General features: G+C 67.8%; 19 protein-coding genes. 10 read left to right on the top strand and 9 right to left on the bottom strand.

All coding sequences use genetic code 11. The annotated features are described in order from the left end of the window. Positions 1 to 5 precede the first annotated feature (5 nt). Positions 6 to 1,169: a glycosyltransferase gene (locus PIR02_02630; protein ID WZH37568.1), complete on the bottom strand. Its 1,164-nt coding sequence runs from the start codon at positions 1,167 to 1,169 to the stop codon at positions 6 to 8. A 168-nt stretch (positions 1,170 to 1,337) separates the two neighbouring features. Between PIR02_02630 and PIR02_02625 the strand changes: the two genes are divergently transcribed. After that, positions 1,338 to 3,104 carry a DUF4012 domain-containing protein gene (locus PIR02_02625; GenBank protein WZH37567.1) on the top strand — a complete coding sequence of 589 codons (1,767 nt, stop codon included), beginning with the start codon at positions 1,338 to 1,340 and terminating at the stop codon, positions 3,102 to 3,104. 45 nt (positions 3,105 to 3,149) lie between these two features. On the opposite strand, the gene PIR02_02620 is transcribed toward PIR02_02625, so the two are convergent. Both PIR02_02620 and PIR02_02615 read right to left on the bottom strand, forming a co-directional pair. Further along, a complete protein-coding gene (locus PIR02_02620; GenBank protein ID WZH37566.1) occupies positions 3,150 to 3,431 on the bottom strand; it encodes a hypothetical protein in 282 nt (93 codons plus the stop codon). Further along, positions 3,428 to 3,910: a GtrA family protein gene (locus tag PIR02_02615; GenBank protein WZH37565.1), complete on the bottom strand. Its 483-nt coding sequence runs from the start codon at positions 3,908 to 3,910 to the stop codon at positions 3,428 to 3,430. The genes PIR02_02620 and PIR02_02615 overlap by 4 nt, the downstream gene beginning before the upstream one ends. 62 nt (positions 3,911 to 3,972) lie before the next feature. Between PIR02_02615 and PIR02_02610 the strand changes: the two genes are divergently transcribed. Genes PIR02_02610 through PIR02_02600 form a run of 3 tightly spaced genes read left to right on the top strand, consistent with a single transcriptional unit; the run spans position 3,973 to position 6,774 of the window. Next, positions 3,973 to 4,764 carry a glycosyltransferase family 2 protein gene (locus PIR02_02610; protein WZH37564.1) on the top strand — a complete coding sequence of 264 codons (792 nt, stop codon included), beginning with the start codon at positions 3,973 to 3,975 and terminating at the stop codon, positions 4,762 to 4,764. A 1-nt stretch (position 4,765) separates the two neighbouring features. After that, entirely contained in the window at positions 4,766 to 5,242 is a 477-nt protein-coding gene (locus PIR02_02605) for a VanZ family protein (protein ID WZH37563.1), read from the top strand. Continuing rightward, positions 5,239 to 6,774, top strand: coding sequence for a hypothetical protein (locus PIR02_02600; GenBank protein ID WZH37562.1), 1,536 nt, complete (start codon positions 5,239 to 5,241; stop codon positions 6,772 to 6,774). The genes PIR02_02605 and PIR02_02600 overlap by 4 nt, the downstream gene beginning before the upstream one ends. 3 nt (positions 6,775 to 6,777) lie before the next feature. On the opposite strand, the gene lepB is transcribed toward PIR02_02600, so the two are convergent. Then, on the bottom strand, positions 6,778 to 7,497 hold the full coding sequence (gene lepB / locus PIR02_02595) for a signal peptidase I (GenBank protein ID WZH37561.1): 720 nt from the start codon (positions 7,495 to 7,497) through the stop codon (positions 6,778 to 6,780). Beyond that, positions 7,494 to 8,579 carry a hypothetical protein gene (locus tag PIR02_02590; GenBank protein WZH37560.1) on the bottom strand — a complete coding sequence of 362 codons (1,086 nt, stop codon included), beginning with the start codon at positions 8,577 to 8,579 and terminating at the stop codon, positions 7,494 to 7,496. The genes lepB and PIR02_02590 overlap by 4 nt, the downstream gene beginning before the upstream one ends. A 268-nt stretch (positions 8,580 to 8,847) precedes the next feature. On the opposite strand from PIR02_02590, the gene PIR02_02585 reads away from it, so the two are divergent. Then, positions 8,848 to 10,383 (top strand): polysaccharide biosynthesis tyrosine autokinase, encoded by a 1,536-nt coding sequence (locus tag PIR02_02585; protein WZH37559.1) that lies wholly within the window; start codon positions 8,848 to 8,850, stop codon positions 10,381 to 10,383. A gap of 10 nt (positions 10,384 to 10,393) precedes the next feature. Here PIR02_02585 and PIR02_02580 read toward each other — a convergent pair whose 3' ends face one another. Both PIR02_02580 and PIR02_02575 read right to left on the bottom strand, forming a co-directional pair. Continuing rightward, positions 10,394 to 10,696 (bottom strand): PqqD family protein, encoded by a 303-nt coding sequence (locus PIR02_02580; protein ID WZH37558.1) that lies wholly within the window; start codon positions 10,694 to 10,696, stop codon positions 10,394 to 10,396. Further along, the gene (locus PIR02_02575; protein ID WZH37557.1) at positions 10,693 to 11,577 is read right to left on the bottom strand and encodes a nucleotidyltransferase family protein; all 885 of its coding nucleotides are present in this window, start codon (positions 11,575 to 11,577) and stop codon (positions 10,693 to 10,695) included. The genes PIR02_02580 and PIR02_02575 overlap by 4 nt, the downstream gene beginning before the upstream one ends. Positions 11,578 to 11,905: 328 nt before the next feature. Here PIR02_02575 and PIR02_02570 point away from each other — a divergent pair, with 328 nt between their 5' ends. From PIR02_02570 to PIR02_02550, 5 genes are all read left to right on the top strand, one after another. Further along, positions 11,906 to 13,267, top strand: a complete 1,362-nt coding sequence (locus PIR02_02570) for a hypothetical protein (GenBank protein ID WZH37556.1) — start codon at positions 11,906 to 11,908, stop codon at positions 13,265 to 13,267. Between the two features lie 60 nt (positions 13,268 to 13,327). Continuing rightward, a complete protein-coding gene (locus PIR02_02565) occupies positions 13,328 to 14,773 on the top strand; it encodes a lipopolysaccharide biosynthesis protein (protein ID WZH37555.1) in 1,446 nt (481 codons plus the stop codon). After that, positions 14,770 to 15,609, top strand: coding sequence for a polysaccharide pyruvyl transferase family protein (locus PIR02_02560; protein ID WZH37554.1), 840 nt, complete (start codon positions 14,770 to 14,772; stop codon positions 15,607 to 15,609). Before PIR02_02565 ends, PIR02_02560 begins: the two co-directional genes overlap by 4 nt. After that, positions 15,606 to 16,619, top strand: a complete 1,014-nt coding sequence (locus tag PIR02_02555) for a hypothetical protein (GenBank protein WZH37553.1) — start codon at positions 15,606 to 15,608, stop codon at positions 16,617 to 16,619. Before PIR02_02560 ends, PIR02_02555 begins: the two co-directional genes overlap by 4 nt. Before the next feature lie 411 nt (positions 16,620 to 17,030). Beyond that, positions 17,031 to 21,557, top strand: coding sequence for a DNRLRE domain-containing protein (locus PIR02_02550; GenBank protein ID WZH37552.1), 4,527 nt, complete (start codon positions 17,031 to 17,033; stop codon positions 21,555 to 21,557). A gap of 42 nt (positions 21,558 to 21,599) precedes the next feature. On the opposite strand, the gene PIR02_02545 is transcribed toward PIR02_02550, so the two are convergent. Both PIR02_02545 and PIR02_02540 read right to left on the bottom strand, forming a co-directional pair. Then, positions 21,600 to 22,199 carry a hypothetical protein gene (locus tag PIR02_02545; GenBank protein ID WZH37551.1) on the bottom strand — a complete coding sequence of 200 codons (600 nt, stop codon included), beginning with the start codon at positions 22,197 to 22,199 and terminating at the stop codon, positions 21,600 to 21,602. 165 nt (positions 22,200 to 22,364) lie between these two features. Then, positions 22,365 to 24,107 carry an acyltransferase family protein gene (locus PIR02_02540; GenBank protein WZH37550.1) on the bottom strand — a complete coding sequence of 581 codons (1,743 nt, stop codon included), beginning with the start codon at positions 24,105 to 24,107 and terminating at the stop codon, positions 22,365 to 22,367. Positions 24,108 to 24,112 lie beyond the last annotated feature (5 nt).

The raw sequence follows: 24,112 nt of genomic DNA, 5'->3' as shown, positions 1-24,112 counted from the left end.
TCGTCTCAGCGTTCCCGGTCGCGTCGTGCTTCTGTCGGCGTGGTCGGGGCGGAACCCCCGGGCAGCTGCGCCCGCAGCAACCGCTCGTAGGACGCGTTGACGCTCTCCCACGAATAGGCCTCTTGGGCCCTCCGCACCGCTGCGGCGCTGAGCTGCTCCTGCCGGGCCGGGTCGGAGAGCAGCCCGCGCAGAGCCGCCTCGATGGCGGCGGGCTGGGCTCCGGTGAACTCTCCTGCGTGGGTGCCGAGCACCTCACGGCTATGAACCGTGTCACGCGCGACGATGGGTGCACCGCACGCCATCGCCTGGACGAGGGCGGGGTTCGTGCCACCGACGCTGTGGCCGTGGAAGTACGCTCCCGCGTGCTGCCACAAGCTGTGCAGACGGTTGTCGTCGTGCACGTGGCCGAGCCAGTGGAATCGGGGGAGCCGTTCATCGAGTTCCCGTGCCCGCTCGTCGAGCTCGCCGCCATACCCGGAGGAGCCCACCACGATGACGTCGTGGTCGACGGCGAGGCGTTCGGTGGCGTCGAAGAACGGGCCCACCGTGTTCTCGGGCACGAAGCGGGCGACCGCCAAGGCGTAGCCGCGATGGGTGAGTCCGGGTTCGATCGGCAGCGGCGGCGGGACGTCGGCACCGTAGGGGATGAAGGTGCCGTCGACCCCGAAACGGGTCTGCCACGCCGCACCGATCGTGCGGGCGTCGACGACGCGTTCGGTCGACAGGCGCGCGGTCACGCGTGCTCCCGCGCGGAAGACCGCCTTCCCCAGCGCGCTCCACTTCTCGCGTTCCCATTCGAGGCCGTCGACGTTGACGACCGTGGGGATGCCGCGGGCACGCAGAAGCGGCAGCCAGAAGCCGTTGGCGACGTTCATGATCAGGGCCACGTCGGGGCGCCGGCGTGCGGCATCCATCGTCGACGTCAGTCCGTACGACAGGGTGCTGAGGGTCCGGGAGTCGATGCCCTTGGTCACCCGCGTGGTGACGCGGTTGTCACGCTCGGGATCGGCGGGGTCGGTCGCGTCGGGGCGACCGTAGACCGTGACGTCCCATCCGTGGTCCACGAGGTACGGCGCGAGGCGTCGGACGGCTGTCTCGAAGCCCCCGTAATAACTGGGGTATCCGCGGGTCCCGATGATGGAGACGGCGGGCGTGCGGCGAGATCCCACGCGTCTCCTCGTCTGTCGGGGGCAGGAAGGTCGAGCGCACAACGGGGTCCGCCGCACCGGAATGTGCCCAGCAGACGTTGCACCCGACTCAGGTAGCATACCCATCTGCGCGGCCGGACCTTGTCGCGCGCTACGCCGGGTGCCCACTCGCGGCGTGAACGGAATGTGATGTCGAGAACTGTCCCGACCCGTCGACTCCGCCCCGCGGTGATCGCCTGGCTCGCCCTCGGAGCCCTGACCGCCGTGCTCGTCGCCCTGGCCGGTGCCGTGGCGATCGGCGGGTTCATCGCCCAGAAGGAGCTGCGCGCCGCCGTCCCGTTGGTGACGAAGATGCAGGGACAGTTCGGTGCCGACGACCGGACGGCACTCGCGTCGTCGATCGAGGAGCTGCAGGGCCACGCCGCCCGCGCACGGAGCGCCGCCGACACGTTGCCGTGGCAGATCGCGGAGCAGGCGCCCTTCATCGGCCCCACGCTGCACGCCGTGCGGGAGTCGACCGTCGCCGTCGACGAACTCGCCCAGGGGGCATTGCCCGCCCTCGCCGACGTCGACCCCGCCTTGCTGCGGCCGAAGGACGGGGCGTTCGACGTCGCGGCGATCTCGCAGCTCTCCGGGCCTCTCTCGACCGCCTCGAGCGCCGCCGATCGCGCCGCCGACGCGGTGCGCGACGTCGACGTCGCCGAGACGCCCGGCGTACTCCAAGGCCCGCTCGGCCAGCTCACCGGTGCGGTGCGCGGTCTCCAGCCGGCGCTGTCCCGCGCCATCGCGCTCATGCCGGTGCTGCCCTCCCTGATGGGCGCCGACGGAGCGAAGAACTACCTGCTGCTGGTCCAGAACAACGCCGAGGCGCGTGGAACCGGGGGCATCCCGGCATCCGTGGTTCTCCTCAAGGTCGAGAACGGCAAGATGGAGATCGCCCAGCAGGCGACGAGCCGCGACTTCACGAACACGCGGAAGGAGTCGATCCTGCCGCTGGATCCCGAGGTCGTGAAGCTGTACGACGACAAGATCGGCCGGTACTCGCAGGACATCACGTCGACGCCCGACTTCGCCATGTCGGCCGATTTCGCCCGGGCGTACTGGACCGAGTCGTTCGGCACGCCCGTCGACGGCGTCATGTCGATCGATCCCGTGACGCTGTCGTACCTCCTCGATGCGACCGGGCCGATCACGCTCGCCACGGGCGACCAATTGACGTCGTCGGATGCCGTGAAGATCCTGCTGAGCGACGTGTACGCGCGCTACCCCGACAACGCGGACCAGGACGCGTTCTTCGCCTCGGCGGCGGTCGAGGTCTTCGATGCGGTGTCGTCGGGAGACTTCGCGCCCGTGTCCTTCGCGACCGCTCTCGTGCGCGCCGTCGATGAGAACCGGGTGTACTTCTACTCGTTCGACGACACCACGCGCGCGGCGTTCGCGGGCTCGCGCCTGCTCGGACCGCTGCCGTCGACCGATGACGACCAGCAGACCACGCTGGGGGTGTTCATCAACGACCTGACCGAGGCGAAGCTGAGCTACTACACGTGGATGTCGGCCGATGTCTCGGTGAACCGTTGTTCGGCCGTCCCCACGTACACGACGACGGTCACGTTCACGAACGCGCTCGACCGCGCGACCTCGGACGGTCTCGTCCGGTACGTCGACGCGGGCAAGCATTTCCCCAAGGGGACGATCGGCACCGACATGCAGTTCTACGGACCCAGCGGGGCGACGTTCGTCAAGGCGAGCTTCGACGGCGTCGACGTGCCGGTCACCACCGGCGAGCACCTCGGTCGGCCCGTCGCTCGTCTGTTCTCCACGAACGACCCGCAGACGACGCACTCGCTGAGCGTGACCTTCGAGGGGGCGCCCGACAACGGCGACGACGTGTCGCTCGTGCACACGCCGATGGTGAACCCCGTCCCCTCGCACATCACCGAGGTGTCCTGCGGCTGAGGCGGCCGACCGTCCCGTCGTCTCCGACACGGGACGGAGGGACGGTCAGAGGATGCTGAAGAGGTAGGCGTACGCAGCGAGAAGCCCGAGGTTCATGAGGCCGGCGATGGCCAGCAGCGGGCCGACCCCGCGACGCAGGATCGCGCCGACGACGGCCAGGGCGAAACCGAGCAGCGCGCCGGCCGTTCCCAGCAGGAGCGTGCTCTGCAGGGGCAGCGGCTGTGTGAAGGCCGCCCACAGCAGACCGACGACGAGAACCTGCACGCCGATCGCCCCGAGAGCCGCGAGCAGGGACAGGATGCCGAGGACGCGGGGGGCGGTTTTCACGGGGCGAGCCTACCCGAGCCCTCGCTCGGCCCCGGAATCGCGGTCGAGCGAGGGAACACGATGTAGTGGTACAGCGCGAAGCGAATTACCGTCACCGCCGCGATCGAGGCGAGGTTCACGAGGTTGAGGCCGACGGGGCCGGCCTCACCGAAGAGCGCCTCGAGGGCGCGTACTCCGAGCCACACCGATCCCGCGCCGATCGCGGTGCAGGCGGCGTTCACGAGGAGGAAGCGGACCATCTGACGCCCGGCGCCGTCGCGGGAGCGTGAGCGGAAGGCCCACTGACGGTTGCCGACGTAGGCGTTCACGAGCGCGATGAGGGAGGCGATGACCTTCGCGGCGACGGGACCGACGCCGGCGAGCATCAGCAGGTTGAACGCCGCGATCTCGATGGCGGTGCTGATCGCGCCCACGATGAGGAACCGTGCCGACAGTGCGCCGGCACGACGAAGATTCCGGCTGCGCCCCACGAGTGTCATACGCTACATGTTCGGGGGAGGCACCGGGCGAATTCAGCTCGGGAGAGAGTGGAGAATCCAGGGTGCGGGAACGAGACCGGGTTGTCGTCGTGATACCGGCCTACAACGAGGCCGAAGCCCTGCCCTCGTTCCTCGCGGAAATCCGGGCCTCGTTCGCCGCGATCGATACGCCCGTGTCGATCGTCGTCCTCGACGATGCGTCGACCGACGAGACGGCGGCCGCAGCCGCTGGACTCGCCGAGGTGGTGCGGGCACCTCAGAACCGCGGCCACGGCCCCACGGCGCTCGCGGCCTACGCCGAGGGGCTTCGCGAGGGCTCGAGCGTGATCGTCCATGTCGACGGCGACGGCCAGTTCTATGGAGATGACATCGCCCGAGTCGCTCTCGCCCTCGACGATGTCGACGCCGATGTCGTGCACGGGGTGCGTCGCGGTCGAACCGATCCATGGTTCCGCCGCGGACTGAGCGGTCTCGTCCGCCTCGCGGTCCTGATGTTGTGCGGACGATCGGTCCCCGACGTGAACACCCCCTTGCGCGCGTATCGCCCCGACACGCTTGCCGAGCTCGTTGCTGCCGTTCCCGCCGACGCGCTCGTCCCGCACGTGCACTTCTCGATCGCCGAGGCCCGGATCGGATTGCGCATGCGCTACGTCGCGGTGGCGAGCATCCCTCGTCGAGCCGCGATGGTGCAAGGCACGATGTGGGGCGAAGGGCGCTCGCGTCACGTGCTGCCTCCGCGGCGGCTCGTGCGCTTCGCGGCGCGCGCGTTCGCCGAGCTGTGGCGCGTCGACATCGTGACGGCGGGCCGGGGGTCCCGTTCGCGCGCCGCCGGGACCGCCCCCGCACGCGGCTGACGTGCGCCTGTCCATCGCCGCCGTCGGGCTCGGGCTGTGCCTGTGCGTCGTCCTGCTCGCGACGCTCTGGCCGACGCCGATCGATCAGGGGTACGAGAGCGCGATCCAGCGCCTGCTGGCCGTGCTCCATCGCAACGGCGTCCCGTCCTGGTACGGCTATCGCTGGTTCGAGGCGACCGCGAACGTCCTGATGTTCCTTCCCCTCGGCTTCTTCCTCGCCCTGGTGTTCCCGACGCGCGTGCTGTGGCTGGCGCTCCCGCTCGTGCCTCTCGTGTCCCTCGGTCTGGAGGGGGCCCAGTTGCTGTTTCTGCCGGCGCGCTTCGCGACTCTCAACGACGTCGTCGCGAACTCGCTCGGGGGGTGGATCGGCGTCGCCGTCGCCGCGCTCATCGTCCTCGCGGTCCATGAGCGCGATCGCCGGGTCCTCGCGCGCTGGCGTGAGCGCCACGTGATCACCCTCGAGGAGGCGCGCCGATGACGGGCCTGCGTTCGACGGCCTCCCTCGCCGCGATCGGTACCTCGGTCCTCGTGGCTCTGGTGACCGCCGTACCGATGATGGTGTCGGGGAACCTCGGTCGAGACTCCGGGGTGTTCCTCTACACCGGCATGGTCGTCTCGCGCGGGGGCATGCCCTACGTCGACTCCTGGGATCACAAGGGCCCGCTGCTCGCCGTGATCGAAGCCGTGGCCTGGCGCGCCGGAGGCGGCATCGTCGGCGCCCCGCTTCTCGAGGGCCTTGCGCTGGCTCTCGGCCTCGCCGTGGCGGGAGTGCTCTGGTCTCGGCGGATCGGCCTGTGGGCGGCGCCGGCGATCGCTCTCACCGGAGTGAGCTACCTCGCCGTGTTCGAGGGCGGGAACTTCACCGAGACCTGGCTCTTCCCCATCCAGCTCGTCGCCTACACCGTCGTCGCCGAAGCTGCCCTTCGGGTGGGACGGGAGCCGTCTGCGCGACTCGCAGCCGGGGTCGGCGCGATCGTCGGACTCGCGCTCGCCGTCGGACTGTTCACGCGGATGAACAACGTGCTCGGTCTCGTCGCCCTCTCGGCCCTGATCCTGGTCGTGAGCCGTCGGCGCGCCGCGTTCGCCCTCGTCGCAGCGGCGGTGGTCGCGGTGATCGGTGGAGGCCTCGTCCTCTGGCTGTGGAGCGGGGACGCCCTCCGTGCCGCCGTCGACCAGTACCTGCGCTACAACCTCTTCTACTCGGGTGGAGCCTCGCTCAGCGAGCGTCTGGAGGGTTTCGCTTCTCTGGCGCAGATCCTCGTCTCGAGCGCTGTCGTGGCCGTGCTCGGACTGGTCGTCGTCGCGTGGGCGGTCCGCCGACGCGCGCAGGATGCCGTGTCGCGCGCGCGGGTCGTCGTCGCGGTGTTCCTCGGCATCGGCGTCATCGATGCGCTGTCGCAGATGGCATCCGGTCGGCCGTATCCGCACTATCTCGTGGTCGCGATCGCCGGCTTCGCGGTGGCCCTCGTCGTCGCGGCGTCGGAGCTGGCCCCGGGGATCCCGCCTCGTGCCCTGTCGCGGGCGTTCTCGCGGCGGAGCGCGCCGGTCACTGTGACCATGACCGCGGTGGTGGCGCTCGCCCTGTCGAGTTCGGTCGCCTCCGCCGCCTTCGGTCTGTGGTTCCGCTCGGACGCGGGTGCCTTCGTCGCCGGGTCGTATCAGCAACAGATCATCGACCGTGTGGTCGCCGAGACCTCACCCGACGATCGTGTCCTCGTGCACGGCGCCGAGACATGGATCCTCGCCGCCGCCGACCGCTTGTCGCCGACGCCCATCACGTACTCGCTGCCGGTGGAGCAGGCGTACGGGGGCCTGCCGCAGCAGTACTTCAACGACATCGCGTCCCGCCCGCCCGCGCTCATCGTCGAATCGCCCACCTCGTGCGGCATCTCGAACTGGTGCCCGCCGGAGAAGGACCACTTCCCGCAACTGGATGCCTTCGTCACCGGGTCGTATCAGCTGGAGGGCGAGATCGTCGGGTTCAAATTCTGGCGCCGCGTCGCCCCGTGAGGATCAGCGTCCGTCGAGAGAGGAGAACGCACGGTCGAGGGGCCAGATGATGGCGAACACCGTGCCCAGCATCTTCTCGCGGGGGACGAAGCGCGCGCAGGTCGCTCCGGTCGCGAGCCCGCGGCATCCGTAGACCGAGTCGGCGGAATTGGCGCGGTTGTCGCCCATCACCAGGTAGCTGTCGTCCGGAACGACGATCGGGCCGAAACACCGCGACGAGGTCGGCACCGTCGTGCAGTCGAGGACGCCCGGTGTGTAGGGGAGGTCGTTGACCACGTAGCTTTCGTCGAGGGGGACTCCGTCGACGGTCACCGCTCCCTCGGCCGAACAGCACTGCACGGTGGTTCCCGGCTCCCCGATGACGCGTTTGACCAGAGCGTCCAGGTTGCTGGGGCCGAACCCGACGAGGTCGCCCACCCATCCGATCGCGACGCGTAACGGGCTCGGGTCCGCCGAGGACTCCCAGGTGTCGGGGCGGGAGAACACCACGATGTCGCCCTCATGGGGTGGGGAGAGCGTGAGCGCGATGCGGTTGGCGAGCATGCGGTCACCGGTCTCGAGCGTGGGGGACATGGACTCCGACGGCACCTGAAAGGGCTTGACGAAGAACAGCTGCACGAGCGCGAGGATGACGAAGGCGACGACAAGATGGGTGATCGGCGACCGCCGGATGCGGCGGAGCCGCGAGGGGGCGGTCGGTGTCGACGTCGGGGGCTCGCTCACGCCGACTCCAGGAGTCCGTGTCCACGCAGATCCTCAAGGGTCTGCTCGATCAGCGCGAGGGCCGATCCCTCCGGAGGCACCCCGAATTCCCCGACGGCCGCGTCGGCGATCTGCTGCGCCGTGGCGCCCTCGCGCGCCAGACACCAGGCGAGCCGACCCCGCTGGTCGAGAGCGGTGACCACGCCGTCGCGCAGGATGCACGCGCGCCCGTCGACGATGATCGCGTCGTCGACCGGTGCGACCTTCCACGAGTCGTCCCCGTTCGCGGGGGAGGGCACGGTCCACGCCGGCGCGGGGACCGGAGTGGATGCGAACATCTCCTCGACGAGCGCGGGGAGTTCCGTCGCGTCGCGGTACACGAGGCGCGAGGGAGCTCCGACGGCGTCGAACACGCGCGCGAGGTGCTGCAGCGGGGAGGGCATCTCCGCGAGGTAACTGATCTGGGGTGTCATCTCGCAGATCGCGTCGATGGTGTCGACGGGGACGAGGCCGATGGCATCCGTGTCCGGTCGGCGCTCGATCAGCGTCATGCCGACCAGGTGCAGGGGCGCGTCGGGCAGGGGGCGCAGACCGAACTCGCTCGGGGCGATCTGCCTCTTGTGCGCGTGCCCCTCGATGATGACCGAGAGGGGCTTCCGGTACGCCGTCACGGAGAGGTCGTCGCCGACGGCGACCGACTCGTCGCTGACGTACGCGAAGTGTCGGCCGAGGTGACGCGCGGCGGTGGTCTTGCCGCGGCCCGAGGGTCCGATGAAAGCGATGACGCGCCCGTCGGCGGTCGCGACGGCCGCCGCGTGCAGCAGCAGACGAGTCCCGCGGAGCGCCTGGAGAGCCTCGAGGGTGACCTGCGTCGACAGGTCCGAGAGCCCGCGTTCCAGATCGTCGAACATCGAGGCGGGGAGTTCCAGGGTGCGGCGGAGGGGCTCGGTCGTCGACCCACCGCGACAGTCGCGCCAGGCGTCACGGATGAGACGTCGCCCCGACTCCGAGATCTCCGACCTCACGCGGACGTCGATGCGGACACCCAGCGCCTCGACCTCGACCACCGGCGCCGGGGGCGCGGCGAAGTCGGTTGCGGTCATCGGGGCCTCCCGGGCACTGGGGACGGGGTCTGTCGGTCAGCATAGCCAAGCCGGATCGGCCGTCTTCCCGCCCCTCGTGCCCGGCGACACGGCATTCGGCATCGTCACTGCTCGCCTGGGAGGACCGAAGGGGTGAAAAGGAAATGTGGCCCGCGACCGCCCCCTAGAATTGCCCGAAAATGCACCGCGCCTTCTGGGTGGCGTGTTCGTGGCCCCGGCGGGAAATGCAACCGCGCAACGGGCGTGCAAGGGGGAGAGGCATCGCCTGATGGAGCTCAAAACATACTGGCGAGTCATTCGCGTCGGTTGGGTGTGGATCCTTCTGGGGCTCATCCTCGGCGTCCTCGCCGCGGCCGGATGGGCGGCTCTGCAGAAGCCGGTGTACACCGCGGATGCCGGCGGGTTCCTGTCGGCTGCGGGAGCCACATCGGGCGACGACACGGGCTCCGCGCTCATCGCTGACAATCTCGCGAAGTCGAAGGTCAAGTCGTACATCGATGTGGCGACCTGGCGTTCGGTGGCCGACGAGGTGATCGCCGATCTGGGGCTGAACGTGAAGCCCGAGACGTTGGTCCGGTCGGTGTCGGTGACGAACCCGGTCGACACGGTGAACATCATCGTCCAGGCCAATGCCTCGACGCCGGAGGGAGCTCGCGACCTCGCCCAGGCTTGGGTGCGCGCGATGTCCGCGGAGATCCAACGGCTCGAATCCGCGAACGGCGGCCAGTCGATCATTCAGCTCGTTCCCGGGGATTCCGCGCAGCTGCCGCAATCGCCCACGTCTCCGAATTGGCGGATTGCGCTCGCCGTGGGCGCATTCGCGGGATTGGCTCTCGGATTCGGCGTGGCCGCGGTCCGTTATCTGCTCGATCGCCGCATCCGTTCGGCGGATGCCATCGAAAGGGAGACGGGGCAGGTCGTCGTCGGGTCGATCCCGCTGGAGAAGTCGTTCACGTCGTCAGAACGTCTCATCCCGCTGGATGCGGGGCTGTATGACGGAGCGCGCGCGAAGTATTTCCGGGTCGCGGAAGCGCTGCGTGAGCTGCGCACCAACATTCAGTTCATGGACGTCGACAATCCACCGCGCACCATCGTGGTCACGAGTCCCCTCCCGGGCGACGGCAAATCGACGACGAGCGCGAACCTCGCCATCGTGCTCGCCGCGAACGGTCAGCGCGTGGTCCTGATCGATGGAGACTTGCGACGCCCGATGGTGGCGTCGATCTTCGGCCTCGTGGATGGGGTCGGACTCACCGATGTCCTTGCCGGACGGGCGGAGTTCGACGACGTCGCCCAACTCGTGGGAGCCGAGGGGAAGCTGGTCGTCCTGGGCGCCGGAACACTTCCCCCGAACCCCTCGGAGGTGCTCGGGTCGGAGCGCATGCACAAACTCCTGGCCCGGCTCGCCGAAGACGCGACGGTGATCATCGACGCGCCGCCGCTCATCCCGGTGACGGATGCCGCCGTCCTCGCGCACAACGCCGACGGTGCGATCATCGTCGGCAGCGTCGGGAAGACGACGATCGAAACGTTGCAGAAGGCGCTGCAGTCCCTTCAGCGTGCGGGCGGGCGCTGCCTGGGCGTTGTCATCAACCGTGTGCCCATCAAGGGCCGCGGCAAGGGGTACTACGACTACCAATACACCGGCAACTACGCCTCCCAGGGGGCGCCCGCGCCGGCTCCGCGCCCCGTCGAGCGCAGCGAGATGGTGACGGCGGGGAACACCTCGTCCTCGCCGACCGCCTCGTCCTCGCCGGACGCGCCGGTGCCGTCGCGTCGCGCGCGGCGGAGCGCGAAGAACTGAGACCCGGTGCTCAGGCGCGATTCTCGACGGCGTCGGTCGTCGCGAGTCCGCTTTCGCGGAGTCCGCGAAGGAAGTCGGCCACAGCTGTGCCGACGTCGCCGGGGGCGAGTTCGTACTCGAGGGCGATCGAGGTGATCACGTCGCCGAGGGACGGGTCCGCCGCGAGATGCCGCCAGATCGCCGCCGCCGTTCCCTCGAGGGCGAGGACCACGAAAGGATCCTTCCCCTCGGGATCCACGACGTAGACGACGTCGTCGTCGTCCGTCCAGAGGACGGCGGGCGCGCGATGCCATCGTGGCTCTTCGGCGGTCATCGTTTCGATCTCCGTCCTCGCCACAGGATCTCGGCGTACTGCCGGGCGTACCCGGGGGCGGCTGCCAGGCGCCGGAGGTAGAACGCCGCCATCCCTCGCGCCCCCGGGCCCACCGCGTGGAACGCCCGAGCCGAGCGCGGGTGAGGGAAGAGGTGTCGCAGGGTGAGGGCGAGCTTGTCGAAACGGCGGGCTGTCACCAACTGTTCCACGAAGGCCTCGTCTTTCGTCCCCTCGCTGAGTCGGCGTCGCCACGCCTCGAGGAGGGGCGACGCCGCCGCGTCGTCGACCGGGCCGCGCGCTCCCAACTCGGCGAAGACGTCGCGGAGCGGAGCCGAGGCGCGGAGCACCACGGCGCGGTCCCGGACGGATGCCAGGCGGTCGGCGAACGTCTCTCGTGCATGTTCTTGTAGGTCACGGGTCTGCGCCGCGTCCGCCGACCTCGCGGCGTGCAGCGCGGCCAGGATCCAGTGATCCGTCGCCGACGGGACGACGTACTCCAGGTGGTCGCGTGCGATCGTCTCGCGCTCTGCCCACAGCATCTCGAACGTCTCGTCGGCGGGGCCCAAGAAACCGGGGTAGTACCGGTGAAGGTCGAGGTGCGACGGCCAATGCGGATGCTCCAGGGTTCGCGCGTGCGGCATCGTGACCGAACCCGCGGCGGGGAGCGGGGTCAGCACCTGCCGATCACGGTCACGCCACCCGTATGCCCGGAGGATGTCGGAGAACTCCTCGAAGCGGTCGGGATCGACGAGGACGTCCACGTCCCCCGACGCCCGTTGCGTCCGCAGACCCTGCAGCGCGAGCGCATCGCCTTTGATGCAGAGCATCCGTATCCCGCGAGACGTCGCGACCTTCTGGATCAGCGGAGCAAGAAGAGTCACGGCCACCGAGTGCGGAATGGCAATCGATCCGCCGGTCGGGCGTGAACCGCTTGCTCCTTGCTCTCGCTCTGTTCGCGAGCTCATGGAATCTAATCTACGGATCTTCGTGGCGGCTAGGACATTTGTGCCCGCGCCGTTCTGGCTGTCCTCGACGAGACACGATTCGCTCATCGACGCGCCGACGGCGTAAGCGCACGGAGAATGCGGTGGACCGGGGGCGTTGGATGGCAACTGGTAGCATTCGGGAGGGGGAAGCAGCAGGTGGCCTGCGCATCACGCACATTCTTACGCGAACCCTCGCCCGGCCCCGAGGCGAAAGTGGAGAGACTTGTTAGCCATCGTCGCGCTGATCGTGCTGCTGATCGTCGGTCCGTTCATCGCCATCGCATTGAACCGGCGCTACGGTTTCACGGCTAACGCACTGATCGTCGTTCTGTTGGGCGCCGCCCTCTTCCCGCGCACTCTGGTCACGCTGGTGCGGTCGCCAGAATCGACACCGTACGACATCGCCCCCGCGTCGCTGAACATCCAGACGCAGACGATCGCGTTCGTCATCGCCGCCGTTGTCGTTCTCCTCGGCACAGGTCGCGTCAAGCTGCCGATTTCGCTCGTCGTCTTCGTTGTGCTGCTGACTGTCGGCATGTTCACGAGTTGGCAGGGCACCACTCCTCAGTGGGCGGGCTACTCGGCACTCATCGGTGGCGTCCTGGCTTATGGCGTCGGATGGGCCATCGGCCGTGAGTCCTTCAACCGCGTCGACGTCGCCAGACTCGTGTTGCTCTTGATTCTCGGAGTGCTCGCCATTCAACTGGCAGTCGCAGTCCTACAGCTCGCAGGAGTCAGCCTTCCCACGGGTCTCGTCAACTCGGAACGTACCCTCGAGCAGACCGTCGGACGTGTGTCCGGAACCATCGGGCATCCCGCGAACCTGTCCAAGGTCGCCTTTGCCCTGATGTTGATCTCCCTGCCCTTCACGACTGCCGCAGATCGGCGGATTTCGCGCTTGGCCTTCGCGTGCGTCGCGCTTGCCGCTCTCGTCGGCGGCCTGACGGTGAGCAGGGCGAACCTCATCGCGATGGCCATCCTCTTGGCGGCGTGGATCCTGACCTTCCCCGGCCGTGCTCGGGTCGGCACGCGAATCGGCGGTGCAGTGGTGCTCCTCGGAGCCGGCACGATCTTCGCGCCGCTCGTGCTCGAGCGATTTCAAGATGACGCGGAAGGCGGGCTCCGTCCGCTCCTCCTCGCGGCGGCCCTGCGTCAGCTCAACAATGATTTCCTGATCGGCACGGGCCCGAACGCTTACATCGCCGTTGTGGGGCGGACTGACGCGGCTACCGCGTCGGGGTACCCGGTCCATAACTCGTTCCTCCTGCTCACTGCAGAATTGGGCGTCGTGCTCGCGCTGCTGTTCTTCCTCCCGCTGTTCGTGATGCTCGTCTGGGGGCTTTTCCGATTCGGCAAGTCAGATCAGTACATGCACACCCCGCGCGTGTTGGTGTACTCGATCCCGGGACTGGGCGTCATCTTGCTCACGGGCTGGGGCATGATCTCCGTGCTGCTCATCGGTCTGTTCATGTTCACGATCGGCTTCCTCTCATCCGCTCGCGCCGGGGTGTCACTGCAGACGGCGACGGTGAAGGAAAGGGAGAAAGACTCCCGACCGAAGAACACGCCGGCTCTCACGCGATGAGCTATCGCAGAGAGTCGGCGATGTCGAGTCGGGCCCAGCCTGCGTCACTGCGGAGCTCACGTGTCTGACGGCGGCAAAGCGGCGCGCGGGGCCCGCGTCACGCTCGGCGGCCAGGCCGTCAAGTTCGCTCTGCAGCTGACCTCGACGGTCGTGCTGGCACGTCTGCTGTCTCCCGATGACTTCGGGCTGTTCGCCATGGTGTTGGCCGTCACCGGGTTCGCTGCTCTGCTGGGCGACTTCGGCCTCTCCAACGCCGCGGTGCAGGCGAAAGAGATCAGCAGCCAGCAACGCTCCAATCTCTTCTGGATCAGCGCCAGCGTGGGCCTCGTCCTCTACGGCTCCTTCTTCCTGGCCGCGCCTCTGATCGAGTCCTTCTACCAGGTCGACGGTGTGGCGATGGTCGTGCGTGTGATGGCGATCGGATTCGTCCTGTCCGCCCTCGCCTCGCAGTTCACGGCGCACCTCACGCGCGGCCTGAGCTTCGGTCGCCTCGCCCTGATCGACATCGTGGCGCAGGCATCCGGTCTCGCGCTGGCGCTGATCCTGGCACTGAACGGGGCCGGGTACTGGGCTCTGGTCGGTCAGCAGCTCGCCGCCGCGGGCATGCTCCTCCTCCTCACCTTCGTGCTCGCGAAATGGGTGCCCCGCTTGCCGGGGAAGGCTCCGATGCGACCGCTGCTGTCTTTCGCCGCGAACTCCTTCGGTGTCCAGGCGCTGTCGTACGTCAGCGGCAACGTCGACTCGGTGGCCCTCGGCCGCACGTCCGGCCCGGAGGCGTTGGGCCTCTACGACCGCGCGTACCAGTTGTTCAAGATCCCCGTGCAGCAGATCGCGGCTCCCCTCACGCGTGTCGCCCTACCGATCCTTTCGCGCCAGCAGACCGACCGCTCTCGCATGAGCAGGTACGTCGAGCAGGCACAGCTCGGGATGACCTATGTGCTCGGCGCGGCATTCTGCCTGGGCGCGGCGCTGGCGACACCTGTCATCGAGGTGGCGCTGGGCCCGCAATGGACCTCGGCGGCCGGTATCTTCGCCATCCTCGCGTTGGGGGGGATCTTCCAGGTGATGGGGTACGTCTACTACTGGTCGTTCCTCGCGTGTGGGCTCACTGGCCTTCAGCTGCGCTTCTCGATCGTGACGCGCAGCCTCATGGTGGTGCTCATCATCGCCGGCGCCCCGTTCGGCCCGGTGGGCGTGGCCATCGCGGTCGCGGGAAGCCTCGCGCTCAACTGGATCGTCCTGTCGCTGTTCCCGATGCGTCAGACCGGTATGAACGTCGGAGCGATCGTCCGCACCGGGCTTCGCGGCATCGCGATGAATGTGCTCATGGCCGGCGTCGTGTGGTCAGTGGACTTCTTTCTGGCCCACGAGCTGTTCCCGATCGTTCGCATCCTGATCGGCGTCGCGGTCGGTGCCGCGTTCTACGCCCTTGCCGCGCTCGTGGCAAAGCCGATCGCTCGAGACGTGCGAGCGATTCTTCACATGGTTCGAAGGAGTTTTCGTTGACCGGTCGCGTCGAAGCATTCGCGTGGAATCCGCGCACGTCGCTCAAGCTGCCCGTGGTCCGCAGGTTCGCTGTCGGGCCGCGCAAGAACAACTTCGGCGATCTCGTCGGCCCGATGGTCGTGGAGCTGATGCGCGCTCGTCTCGGTCTGTCCGACCAGTCGCGTTCCGGGGCGACGGTCCGTCTCTTCTCGGTGGGGTCTGTCCTGCATTTCGCCTCTGACGGAGATGTGGTGTGGGGGAGCGGCGTCAACGGCAAGATCGGAGCGGACCGTTACGACTGGACGTCTCTCGACGTGCGCGCGGTTCGGGGACCGCTCACGCGGAAGTGGGTCTCGGATCGGACCGGGCAGGAAGCGCCCGGCGTGTATGGCGACCCCGCCCTCCTGCTGTTCGAGCTGGGGTTCGCGCGTCCCGTTCGCGAGGCGACGCGTGAGGTGCTCTACATCCCGAACCTGAACGATCTGGGACGCCCGGTGCCCGCCGGGCACACCGTGTCTCCGAGATCGCCGCTGCGTCAGGTCCTCGAGGAGATCGCGGCGAGCGAGGTCGTGGTCACCTCGTCGCTGCACGCACTGATCTTCGCCGAGATGCTGGGGGTTCCCGTCGCTCTCATCAAGCCGTCGGCGGAGAGTTCGTTCAAGTACGAGGATTACGCCCGGGGCACGGGCCGCGACGAACTACCGATGTTCGAGGACTTCTCCTCCGCCCTGACGCATGCCTCGACCTCGCGTCACCGCGATGAGGACGTCCTCGCCGCCTGGTCGAGCGAGCCACTGATCTCGGCATTCCCCGCCGACGTCTTCGCTCCCGCGGCCGCCGACGAGGGTTCCCGATGAAGGTTCTGCACACGGTTTACCCGCCGAGCAATCAGGGGAATCCGTTCGCCTCCCTTCTCATCGACGCGGTGTCGGACCAGACGGACTCCTCTTACTTCTCGTGGCGTGCCGCTTTCCTGAAGCGGTGGGACGTCGTGCACTTCCAGTGGCCCGAGAAGTACTTCGTCGGCGGTTCTCCCGCGGTGTCGTTGGCCAAACGTCTGCGGTTCCGACTGTGGATGCAGGTGCTCCGGTGGCGTGGCACGGCGATCGTCCAGACGATCCACAACCTTGCGGCTCACGAGGACCCCGGAAAGGCCGCGACCGCGGAACTGGAACGTCTCGACCGGCGTGTGGACCGTTACATCGCGTTGAACCCTGTCGCGAAGATCAAGGGGATCACTGCCCCGGTCGACGTCATTCCGCATGGGCATTACCGGTCGCTCATTCCCGATGCCGCACGCAGGCCGGCATCCGGTCGACGGTTGCTCTACTTCGGGTTCATTCGTGCGTACAAGAACGTTCCCGAACTCATCCGCGCCTTCGACGCTTCCGACTTGAGGGCGGACGGGTACGACCTGCGGGTCGTCGGCAGGCCGCACACTCCTGATCTCTCTTCCGAGGTGCAGACGGCCGCGCAGGGATCGCGGGGCCAGGTCGCAACCCTCCTCGAAGCTGTCAGCGATCGTGTTCTGTACGACGAGATCGCCGCTTCTTCCGTGGTCGTCCTGCCCTATGCGGATCTGTACAACTCCGGGGCCCTTCTCATGGCGCTGAGCATGGAGCGTCCGGTCATCGTGCCCCGTACTGCTGCGACAGAGCACTACCAGTCGCAGTTCGGGGCGGACTGGGTCTCCCTGTACGAGTCCCCCCTCGGTGCCTCGTCCCTCGAGCGCGCGGTGCGCGCCCGACCCGGTACTCTCGATCCCCGCACGCTGGATCTGACGCGCCTGGATTGGTCGGTCCTTGCGACGGATTACGTGCAGACATATCGGAACGCGATCGCGAGCCGCGGTCGACGCCGCGCGTAAACGCGCCACCGTCGCGACAGCGACCGAGAAACCGACATCCCGTCCGCGCGGTGCTGCGCGCGGGATTCGTGCGTCTTCGCTGTGCTCCGTGCCGGAGCGACGTGATCCTGTCCGAGCTGCATCCTGCCTCGATAAATGCATTCTTGTCCTCCATTTGGAGGACTATTGTCCCCCAAATGGGTGACATTCTTGGTCCTGTTCCTGCCGCCTGAACTGCATTGTTTGGGTGACCCTCGCAATTTCGGCATTCCTCGCCTATGTTGGGCCGTGCGACACCGCACAGGGTCGCCGAGAACGCATCGACGCGCACGCGTCGACTCGCGGGAACCTGGAGTCCCAATGCGCGCCAGCACATTGAATACCAGTCACAGAGCGTCAATTGTGATGTCGTCCGTTGTTGCGTCCGCGACAATGATCTTCAGTTTCCTGGTCGCCGTTCCCTCCGCCGAGGCGGCTGTCGTGCGTAGCGCCGTCACCGTGAGTTCCGGACATCCGAGACTTCTGGTGACCAGCGCGAACGACTTCGCGACCATCAAATCGAACGTGTCTACCGACGCTGTGTCCGCGCGTCTGCAGAAAGACGTCATGAACTCCGCCAACTACCAATTGACGCAGCCCGTGGTGACGTACGACCTCCAAGACCCCAGTGCCACTTTGAAAACGGCCAAGGCACTGGTGGATCGCGCGTACACGCTGTCGCTCGCGTGGCGGCTGACGGGTGACGCCAAGTACATGGAAGGGCTCTGGAAGAACCTCGATGCGGCGAGCAAGTTTCCGGACTGGAATCCGAAGAACTTCCTGCAGACAGCGGAAATCGCAAACGCTGTCGCCGTCGCGTACGACTGGGGCTACAGCTACTGGACTGATTCCCGTCGGGCCACATTGCGCAATGCGCTTCTGACCAAGGCGATTCAACCCTCGATTCCGCTGTATGAATCCCCCGAGAGCGACCCCGATTCGTGGGTTCTCGCCACTCACAACCGCAACATCGTGGGCAACAGCGGTATCGGACTCGCCAGCCTTGCGATCGCATCTGAGGATTCCAGCGGCGATGCGCAGAAGGCGCTCAATTACTCCATCGAATCAATCAAGAACGGTCTGAAGGGCTACCTTCCCGACGGGAGCTACCCGGAGGGTCCGATGTACTGGGAGTACGCGACCGACTACGCCACGACATTCTTGAATGCGCTGAAGACGGCGACGGGATCGACGCAGGGCCTGGAGAGTATCGGCGGGATCGCTCGAAGCGGATCGTTCATCCGCGACCTCATGACGCCGTCGGGAGAGTACTTCACTTTTGCGGACAGCGAGACCGCTGTTTATCCGGCGATGGGTCTTTCCGGCCTGTCCCGGTTGACGGGACAAACAGACCTCGAAGCGCTGTCGGCCGGGATGGAGACGAGCAGGAGGGCTGCGCAGCGGCTCGTGTGGCGTAATCCGTCCGTCGCGGCGCTCGCTCCGGCTCAGCAGTCGCGTCCGCGAGTCGCGAACTACGCGGACGGTGGAGTAGCAACGGTGCGTGGTGACGCCACCGATGTCGGCGCGCCGTTCGCCGCGCTGCGCTACGGCGGAGATCCGACGGTCGGTCATCGACACATCGACGCCGGCGACGTGATGGTTTCCGTTGGCGGGGTGACCTGGGCCGAACAGCTGGGGTTGGATCGGGCGACCTACGACGCGCGCGGGAACGGTGAGGCCGTCTCGGCGCGCTGGGGGTATTACCGCAACCGACTCGAGGGACACAACACTCTCTTGCTGAACCGCGACACGACCAACGATTACCGGGACGCACCGGGCGGCAGCCTCTTGTCATCGGGCACCAGCTCGGCTGGCTCGTTCGCGATCGCGGATCTCAGCGTGGCGCAGGGGGCGAGCGAGGGAACGTGGCAGCGGGGAATCCGTGTCGTCCCGACCAGTCGCCAGGTGGTTCTCCAGGATGAGTTCACCGCGCCGTCGGGGGCGATGGCGCGCTGGGGTCTGCACACGTCGGCACAGGTTCAGGTCGCGCAAAACGGTCGAAGCGCCGTGTTCTACAAAGACGGGCAGCGGATGCTGGTCGAACTGTCGGCGGCCGACGGTGTCCGGTTCCGCACGACTCCCGCGGTTCCGTCCGCGATCTCGCCGCGGCCCGAGCAGGATGCGAACGCCGAGTTCACCAAACTCGTCGTCGACGTTCCGGGTGGATCGCGCCAGACGCTCGCCGTGACCATGACTCTCCTCTCACCGGCGGCGACCACGGCATCCCGCGCTTCGGCGACATTGCCGATGAGCAATTGGGGCGCCTCGCCCGAGAGCGCCCTCCAACTCTCCCGTCTCACCGTCGACGGCACGGCGGTCGAAGGATTCAATGCGGCCCGCCGTTCCTACACGGTGCACCGGGATCCCGCGCTGGCAGCCCCCACCATCGTGGCGAAGGACAAGGCGGGGGCTGCCGTGAAAGTCACGGCGAGCACGGCGATGCCCGGGTCGTACATCCTGGGCGCGGATGCGGCGTCGGGCGTCCTGCTGAGTGTGGTGCCGGATCTCACCCAGATCGCGTCATCGACCGCATCCGCCACCTCTCGAGGGACACCGGCCGCCGTTCACGACGGTAACGAGTCGAGCGGATGGGCGACGTCGGGAACCCAGTACGTCGAGCTCACCTTCCGTGGTCAGATCAACCTGAACCGTCTCGACATCCTGTGGACGGCGAACAACTCCCGGCGGATCGACTATCGCGTGCTCGTGCCGCAGGGCACCTCCTGGGTCGCCGCGGCGACAGGGAGTTATCGCTCGGCATCGGGGTGGTCGACGAACACCTTCGACTCGCCGCCCCGCGCGGGGAAGATCCGTATCGAGGTCTCCGGTGATCCGGGGGGCGACAGCACCTCCACCATTCGGGAGGTGGCTGTCTACGGCTTCGGTGGTACCGCCGCGCCGGGCAACCTCGCCCCGGGAGCGTGGGGCGTGGCACTCGCCGACGGCGTGTCGTCTCTGGCGGTCGAGGAATGGGCGCCTCTCACGTTCAGCACGAGCGGTTCCGCTTCCGGCGCCCAGATCGAACTGATCTCCGGCGATCAGGGTGTCGCCCGGATCGAGGGGAAGGGCGTCGTCGGCGTCGCGGCCGGAGCGACCGTGCTGGGCGCCTACGCGCGGATCGGGAGCTGGGAGTTCCCCGCCCAGGCGCGAGCGCTCACCGTCACGGCTTCCCAATTGCTGTCGCTGACGCCCACGCAGGACACGTTCGTCGAGGGCGGTACGAGCGCGTCGAAGAACTTCGCTCGGGCCGATCGCCTCGACGTCAAGCCCACCATCCCCGCGACACCCGCGGACGGGACTCGCGTGCGGACGAGCTTCCTTCGCTTCGACCTCTCGGCGGTCGACACCTCTCGCGTGGCCAGCGCTGTCCTGGTGCTCAACGGGACCATCGCAGACAGCGCCGCAGGAGATGCGGTGCGCGTCGATGCGTACCGGACGTCGGGCAACTGGACCGACACCTCGCTGACATATCAGAACCGTCCCGCGATGGGCTCACCGATCGGGAGCATGGTCGTCACTCGCCAGACGGCTGACTCCCGGCTCGACCTCACCAGCGCGGTGAAGAACGCGTCGAGCAGCGACCGAGCCGCCTTCGCTCTCGCTTTGGGCGGATCTGCCTCCGACAACTCCCCCCTGATGGCCCGTTTCGGCAGCCTGGAGTCTTCTGCACCGCCCCGTCTGGAGATCGTGCTGGCTCCCGCGAAGGCAACGGTGACGAAGTCGTCCGCGACGGCCACTGTGCGGGGCTCGGCCGGTGCGACGCACGACGGGAACACCTCGACGGGGTGGGCAGCGCGTGGAGGAGCGACGATCACGTGGACCCTCGCGCAGCCCACGCTTCTGAGATCCGTGCGCACCGCATGGAGTCCGGACGCCAGCAAGAAGGTGACGTTCAAGCTCCAGACGTCCACCAACGGATCATCGTGGAACGACGAGGGAACGTACACGTACAACGGCACTGCCGGGGTGTCCGACAACGCCTTCAAATTTTCCCGAAAAGTGTCGCAGGTCCGTCTGCAGCTCGTCTCGAGCTCGACCACGTGGCAGGCGATTCTACGCGAGGCCGAGCTGTTCTCGCCCGGATCAGCGCCCGCCGCGGTACCCGATCGGATCTTCTCCGACGCCACTGTCACCACTCCCGCGAAGATTGCTCTGGGGCAGACGGTCGGAGTGGCCGTCAAAGCGACGGATCTCACCGGCGCCACCGTCGACAAGGTCTCGGTCACGCATGTCTCCGATGCGACGTCGATCGTGTCCGTCGGATCCGACGGGCGGCTGACGGGCAAGTCCTCCGGTAGCGCGACGATCACGACGACCGTGTCGCAGGGTCCCCTGTCGCGAACCTTCACCAACGCCGTCACCGTGTATCAGCCTGGGTTGTTCACACTGCTCACGGACGGCGACACGTTCGTTCAGGGCGGGTCGACGGCGTCCACCGCCCTCGGCACACTGACCAGACTCGACGTGAAGCCCCAGTCCCCCGGCTCGGCGGCGGACGGGTCGAACATCCGACACTCGTTCGTCACGTTCGACCTCACGGGCACCACACCCTCCGCGACGAAGTCCGCGAAGCTCTCCCTCAATGGGGGGCTCATCGACGACCCGAGCAAGACACAGGGACGCGTCGACATCTACGCGGTCCCAGGGAACTGGTCGGAAGCCACGACGACGTACTCCAACCGCCCACAACTCGGGGACCGCGTTGCCACCTTCACCGTGACGAGGCAGACGCAAACGTGGGAGATCGACCTCACCGACTACATCAAGAAGCTCCCGGCGGGGACGAAGCGCGTATCGTTCGCGCTCGGCGGCGCGGTTGCGACGACACCGGAGGCTCTGATGTCTCGCTTCAGTTCGCGAGAGGCGGGAGAGGCCACCGCCCCGAAACTCGTGATCCAGGAGACGGTACCGAGCGGCTGATCGACTCACATCGGGTTCGCCACGCACACCGCGCAGCCTGCTCTACCCGTTGTACCGGACCGTCAGTTCCGCCGGAACAGGGGGAGGCGTGGACCCTTTCAGGAACACCGCGGTCGCGGTGAACTGCGCGGTGAACGCCCCCTCCGGCTCTTCGTTGGTGGCTATGAGCACGTCTGTGCCGACGCTGTCGCCCGGCCGAACAGCGCTGCTCTGGGTAAGCCACAACTGCGTCGTCTCCGTCGTCGCCTGCGCCTGCGGGAAGAACGCGCCGTAGTTCTCCCAGGGGCTCGCAGAGAGCGTCGGTCGGGTCCGTGTGATCGTCAGGGCGATCTGCCCGCTCTTGTTGGTGTTGTTGAGGATCGTGACGCCGGTGAACGCACGCCAGATCAGCGTTCCTGGACCATCTACGATGTCGGCGAGGAGCTCGATGTCGGGCCGAGACCACGCGACCGCGAGCTGACCGTCGACGGAGGCCGCATCCGTTGGCACCCCGATGGCCCGCCGGATCGTCGGCTCGGCCCAGGCGAATCCATCGGTGACGGCGAACGCAGCCGCTCCTCCGGCGACCGTCCCGCCGAGAGCGAGCAGGGCTCGCCGGTCGACCGAGCGTTCCCCGGCACCCTCTCGTTCGTGTTCAGGCATAGTATTCCCCCCGGATACGTAGCTGACGTGGACGTCTTGTGAGATTAGCGGGCGCGCAGGGCGGCCGCCAGCATCGGGTCGCTGCGCAGGACCACACACGCACGGGCGCCCCCAGTGTTGGACGCGTGCGGGCGGAGCACTCGGCGACCGCCGCCGAGACCGCCGTCAGCGCAAGATGTCGCTGAGAGCGGCCCCCATGGGCGCTGCCAGGACCGCGCTGAACGTGGCGGTGAGGTGGTGCGCGTCGCGATAGACGAGGGTGTCGCCGATGATCGGCTCGCACACGTCGGAGCACAGATCGTCGGTGAGGTCGATCAACGGCACGCCGCGCGTGGATGCCGCCGTCGCTTCCGCCGTGCGGACGTCGTCGCGAAGGGCGGCGTCGCGGGGCAGGCCGCATGCCGCGGTGTCGTCGAGGTGCGCGGACAGGCAGACCGAGGGGGTCTGCTGCAGGTTGGGTGTGTCGACCACCACGGCGACCGGCGCTGAGATCTTCGAGAGCGTCGACTCGAGGGCGAGACCCCAGGCCTGCGCGTAGGTCTGGTCCGATCCGACGGCGATCGTCGCCGTCCCGTAGTTGGCGATCAGGACGAGTGCCGGCGCCTCCGTCGCGATCCGATCGAGCACTGCTTGGCGCCACTGACGGCACTCCTGGTACGGAACACCGTCGCGGACGACGGTCGTGTCCACGGACGGGCACGAGCTCTTGGTGTGGACCTCGACCGCGTATCCGTTCTGCGAGGCCCACCCCTGCACCGCGGGGAACCACTGCGCGGCGTGCGAATCGCCGAAGAGCACGATCCGCGGTGCCGCTGAGTCGCCGTAGACGCAATCGGCCGGAGTGGTCTGCGAGAAGGACCGATGGCATCCGTCCGCGTAGATGCGAGGCTGGTCGGAGGACGCATCGCGCAGGGTCGGTCGAAGGTTCTCGGGCACGAACGACGTGAATGCGGGAGGGGCGGTCGCGACAGCCGCCTCGGCCGGCTGGGGGATGAAGAGGTCGCGGTTCTCGCTCACGGCGAAAGCGGCGGTCGCGACCAGTGAGGCGGCGACAGAGCTCGCGAGCGCCGCCCAGAGCGTCCGCCGCGGGCGGGCCTTCACCAGCACCGCCCATCCGCGCGCCGGATCCTCGACGAACCGGTACAGCAGCCAGGCCAGCGGCACGCATGCGGCCGCGATGAGGAGCGTCACCCATACGGGGAGCGGGTGCGCGTAGCCCACGGCTGCCTGCGGGATCACCAGGGCGGGCCAATGAACGAGGTACAGGGAGTAAGAGATGGCGCCCACGAACATCATCCCGCGCAGGGAGAGCAGCGCCGTCGGGCCGAATCGTGTCGGCGTCGCCCCGGACAGGATGACGAGCGCGGTCGCCGCGACCGGCAGTGCCGCCCAGTAGCCCGGGAAGGGGGTCTTCGACGTGAACAGGACGATCGTCGCGAGCAGGCCCAGCACCCCGACCCACCCGGCGACGGCCGCGGTCCGCGAGCCGAGCACGCGGCCGCGGTGGTGGAGGGCGAATGCCACCACGCCGCCCACTCCGAGTTCCCAGGCGCGGGTCGGGAGGGAGAAGAACGCCCACGGCTGCAGCTGGAACGTGACGACGACGCAGGCGGCGAATGAGAGGACGACGAGGGCCGCGAGGATCCACCCCAGTGCACGTCGCGAGCGCACGAGGGTCCATCCCCACGTCAGCAGAAGGGGCCAGACCAGGTAGAACTGCTCTTCGATGCCCAGCGACCAGTAGTGCTGGAACAGCGATGGCGTACTCTCCGCCAGATAGTTGGTGCCGTCGAGGGCGAACAGCAGGTTCGGGACGTACAGCGCGGTCGCCACGGCGCCCCGCCACACTTCCTCCATGAGCAGAGGGGGGAACCAGATGAGCGCCGCGGCGACGGACGCGAGGAGCACGAGGA

Source organism: Microbacterium enclense, from assembly GCA_038182865.1.
In the GTDB taxonomy this organism is placed as follows: domain Bacteria; phylum Actinomycetota; class Actinomycetes; order Actinomycetales; family Microbacteriaceae; genus Microbacterium; species Microbacterium enclense_B.
This window is presented reverse-complemented; position numbering and strand designations above follow the sequence as displayed.

Bases quoted from the DNA above. Each gene is read 5' to 3' on its own strand.
- PIR02_02590 (WZH37560.1), bottom strand. From the start codon at position 8,579: ATGACCGCAACCGACTTCGCCGCGCCCCCGGCGCCGGTGGTCGAGGTC.
- PIR02_02615 (WZH37565.1), bottom strand. From the start codon at position 3,910: ATGACACTCGTGGGGCGCAGCCGGAATCTTCGTCGTGCCGGCGCACTG.
- PIR02_02625 (WZH37567.1), top strand. From the start codon at position 1,338: ATGTCGAGAACTGTCCCGACCCGTCGACTCCGCCCCGCGGTGATCGCC.
- PIR02_02585 (WZH37559.1), top strand. From the start codon at position 8,848: ATGGAGCTCAAAACATACTGGCGAGTCATTCGCGTCGGTTGGGTGTGG.
- PIR02_02600 (WZH37562.1), top strand. From the start codon at position 5,239: ATGACGGGCCTGCGTTCGACGGCCTCCCTCGCCGCGATCGGTACCTCG.
- PIR02_02550 (WZH37552.1), top strand. From the start codon at position 17,031: ATGATCTTCAGTTTCCTGGTCGCCGTTCCCTCCGCCGAGGCGGCTGTC.
- PIR02_02545 (WZH37551.1), bottom strand. From the start codon at position 22,199: ATGCCTGAACACGAACGAGAGGGTGCCGGGGAACGCTCGGTCGACCGG.
- PIR02_02555 (WZH37553.1), top strand. From the start codon at position 15,606: ATGAAGGTTCTGCACACGGTTTACCCGCCGAGCAATCAGGGGAATCCG.
- PIR02_02580 (WZH37558.1), bottom strand. From the start codon at position 10,696: ATGACCGCCGAAGAGCCACGATGGCATCGCGCGCCCGCCGTCCTCTGG.